The 3,086-nt window shown below is 58.6% G+C and carries 3 protein-coding genes; all 3 read right to left on the bottom strand.

Annotated elements, in window-relative coordinates; genetic code table 11:
- On the bottom strand, positions 1-655 hold a 655-nt coding region (locus VGK48_03225), incomplete at its 3' end, for a DegT/DnrJ/EryC1/StrS family aminotransferase (GenBank protein ID HEY2380173.1).
- Positions 656-703: 48 nt separating this feature from the next.
- Entirely contained in the window at positions 704-1,942 is a 1,239-nt protein-coding gene (locus tag VGK48_03230) for a S53 family peptidase (protein ID HEY2380174.1), read from the bottom strand.
- Positions 1,943-2,192: 250 nt separating this feature from the next.
- Positions 2,193-3,086, bottom strand: an 894-nt coding sequence (carB, locus tag VGK48_03235; protein ID HEY2380175.1) for a carbamoyl phosphate synthase large subunit, incomplete at its 5' end; no start/stop codon positions are given.

The following is a 3,086-nucleotide window of genomic DNA, read 5'->3' on the forward strand; positions in this document are numbered from 1 at the left end:
CGTGATTGCGCAGAAGACGCAGCTTTTCGGCAAGACCCGGGCGGCTTGTCGTGACCATTCCGCCGTCGCCGAACCCGCCAAGATTCTTCGAAGGGAAAAAGCTGAAGCAGGCCATGTCGCCAATGGAGCCGGCTTTTTGCCCGTGCCGTCTGGCGCCGATGGCTTGCGCGGCGTCTTCGATGACGGCGAGGCTGTGACGGCCCGCGACCTCCATGATCGGCGGCATATCCGCCATCTGCCCGAACAAATGCACCGGAATGATCGCGCGCGTGCGTTGCGAAACCTTCGATTCAACGGCTGCCGAATCGATGTTATATGTGGCGGAATCGATGTCGGCAAATACGGGCTTCGCTCCGAGGCGGGCGATCGTGGTTGCGGTTGCAGAGAAACTGTACGGACTGGTGATGACTTCGTCGCCCGGCCGGATATCGATGGCCATGAGGGCCGCAAGCAGAGCATCCGTACCCGACGAAACGCCGACGCCGTGGTCGCAGCCCGAGTACGAGGCGATCTCGCTTTCGAGCGCCGCCACTTCGGGGCCAAGTATGAATCGCTGAGAGTCGACGACGCGATCCAGCGCAGTACGCACCTCGTTTCGAATCGGAGCGTACTGCGCTTTGAGATCGAGCAGAGGTATCGGATCAGGCCCCGCCATTGCGAGGTCAGTGTAACACGGGCGGTCATAGACCGCCCCTACAGCCGATTATCTGTCGATCAGATTCCGCAGCGCGGGAATCAGGAGATCCGCCTGCGGCGAACCCAACCCGGTAACGAAATCGTAGCCGGGCTTGGCGACGCAGCGCTTGCAGTTGCCGTCCTGGCCGTTGGTGATGTCGTTGAACGTTTCCCACCCGTGCGAATCCTGGGCGGCATCGTAGAGAACTCCATGCGCTCCGGTCAGGGGCGGATTGTTGTCCTTCGCGCGCAGCGAGTTTACGATAGCGAAAAGCGCGCTCCACTGCGGCGGTCCGGCGCTCGTACCGCCCACCTGCTGCCAGCCTGTGGAACCCAGGTAAATCAAGCTGTCGAACACCGCAACTCCCGTACCCGGCGCGCCGTTGTACGCGACGTCAGGCGTCCCTCGTTTCCTTTTCGCGTCCGTCGGAATCGGATACGCAATCTGATAGGCAGGCTCCGGCTCATCCTGGCTCAGCCCACCACCGCCTCCGTGCCAGGCTTTTTCACTCTGATAGTTACCCTTCTTGTCGACATTCAACCGGGTCCCCCCGACGGACATGACATAAGGCGACGCAGCGGGATAGATGACCCCATGGCCCGAATCGCCCGACGCCGCAAAGAAAGTCACATGAGATGCCGTGAAGTGACCATCCTCGTCCGCGGCCTCCGTGCTGAATTCCCCGCCTCCCCAGCTCATTGAAACAACGTTGACGTTATGTGTAAGTGCGACCTTAACTCCGCCGAGCAGGTCGTCCAGAGTGGGTCCACCGTTTCCGGTCGGGTTCGCTTCAACGAGTAGAATCTTTGCCTGCGGCGCGATCGCGTGCGCCCACTGGACATCCAGGGCAATTTCCAGACCATAAAATTCGTAGGCCAGGTCGTTCGGGTCAGGATTGGGGTTCAGATGATTGCACTGCACGCCGCTGCAGGAGAATACTTTAGTCAGACATCCCGACGCGATAGTGCAGGCCGGCAGTCCGAACTGCTTATCGAATGTTGCGAGATCCGCTTCGACATTCGGCGGGTCATAGGCGTTGACGATGGCAATGGTCTGACCATTGCCTTGATTGGAAATCTGATCGAAACCATACGCATGTGTGACCTGGGCCGGCGTCAGCCCAACCACAATCTTCTGGCCTAATCCCTCGACGTCGAGGAAAGGCAGCACTATTTCTTTACCCTGCGCGCTCAGCAGGCCAGGAATGCACATTACAAGAGCCAGGGCCAGAACCAGCCATAGCCGCCAATTTTTGCGGATCATCATTGTGTCTCCAGAATTTTTGCAAAAGTGCGGTGTCCACCGCTTCCACTCTTATCGGCGCAAATATCAAAAACTTTAGATGAAAGCAGGGAGGGCAGGACAAGAACGTGAGAAAAGGGGATATGTGCAGCCTATCCGTCTTCCTGACATCAGGGCCTCCAGCCATTTGCGCCAACCAACCGATTACTTCGGTTGGGGAAGTATAACAGCGTAACGATCCGAAGCAAGGCAATCACAGCCGCGGATCACAACTCTACTTCTTTGCGTGGTATTCCTGGAGGGAACGCACTTCCAGCTTTTCCCGGCGGATGGCGCGGATGCCGTTGACGGCCGCGGCGGCGCCCGCGATTGTCGTGATGCTGGGTACGCGATGGTTGATGGCGGCGCGGCGGATCGCCTTCTCGTCAAAGAAGGATTCGCGGCCGAGAGGCGTATTGATGATGAGATCGACCTTGCCGCTCTTGATGTAGTCCACGATATGCGGGCGGCCTTCGTTCACCTTGTAAACGGTCTCGACGTCGATCCCGGCATTGCGGAGCACACGCGCCGTACCGCGCGTTGCGATGATTTTGAAGCCGACTTCGACCAGGTCCGCGGCAATCTTCGAAATCAGATTCTTGTCGTGCTGATTGACACTGATGAACGCCACACCCTCCTTGGGAAGAATGGAGCCCGCGCTGATCTGTGCTTTGACATAGGCCTTGCCAAAGCTGTCGTCGACACCCATGACTTCGCCGGTCGATTTCATTTCAGGGCCGAGAATGGTGTCCACCCCCTGAAACCGCGCAAACGGAAAGACCGGAGACTTGACGAAGAACTGGTCGACCTTCAGTTCGGCGGGTAGACCGAACTCGCTCAGCTTGCGGCCGACCATCACCTTCGCCGCGATCTTTGCGAGCGGGACGCCCGTGGCTTTGCTGACGAACGGTACGGTTCGCGAAGCGCGCGGATTGACCTCGAGGACGTAAACCTTGCCGGCACGGATCGCAAACTGAATGTTCATGAGACCCACGACGTTCAGGGCATGTCCCAGATGGATGGTGTATTTGCGGATGGTCTCGCGAAGCTCTTCACTCAGCTGATATGTCGGCAGCACACACGAACTGTCGCCGGAATGGATCCCGGCCTCTTCGATGTGCTCCATGAT

This window comes from Terriglobia bacterium (assembly GCA_036496425.1).
Lineage (GTDB): Bacteria > Acidobacteriota > Terriglobia > 20CM-2-55-15 > 20CM-2-55-15 > 20CM-2-55-15.

Coding starts and splice junctions, on each gene's coding strand:
- VGK48_03230 (HEY2380174.1), bottom strand. CDS start 1,942: ATGATGATCCGCAAAAATTGGCGGCTATGGCTGGTTCTGGCCCTGGCT.